At 64.9% G+C, this 442-nt stretch carries 1 protein-coding gene; it reads right to left on the minus strand.

Annotated elements, in window-relative coordinates; translation table 11 throughout:
* Positions 1 to 430: helix-turn-helix domain-containing protein (locus PU724_RS33930; RefSeq protein WP_426213855.1), on the minus strand; the 430-nt coding region annotated here is incomplete at its 3' end.
* Positions 431 to 442 lie beyond the last annotated feature (12 nt).

The following is a 442-nucleotide window of genomic DNA, read 5'->3' on the forward strand; positions in this document are numbered from 1 at the left end:
CGAGTTTCTTGATGTCGATGTGGATCATCTCGCCGGGCTTCTCGCGCTCGTAGCGGCGCACCGGTTCGGCCGGTTCGATATCCCTCAACCGCGACAGTCCGGCACGCTTGAGAACCCGGCTGACGGTAGCGGGCGAGACGCCGACCTCATGGGCGATGTGCTTGCCGGTCCAACGTTGCCGCCGCAGCGCCATGATGCGCTCCGCGATCGACGCAGTGGTGGCCTGTGGCATATGGGCGGGCCGCGAAGAACGGTCGATCATGCCGGCCCGTCCTTCGGCCTTGTAGCGCCCGACCCAGCGCGCCACGATCTTGGCTGACACGCCATAGACGCGCGCCGCATGGGCTTTGGAAAAACCGCCCTCTATCACCGACAGCGCCATCTCCTCTCGACGCAGCGGCGTGAGACGGGCATTCTTGTGAATGTTCATTCGGACCCTCCG

The organism is Mesorhizobium abyssinicae, assembly GCF_049887195.1.
Lineage (GTDB): Bacteria > Pseudomonadota > Alphaproteobacteria > Rhizobiales > Rhizobiaceae > Mesorhizobium > Mesorhizobium abyssinicae.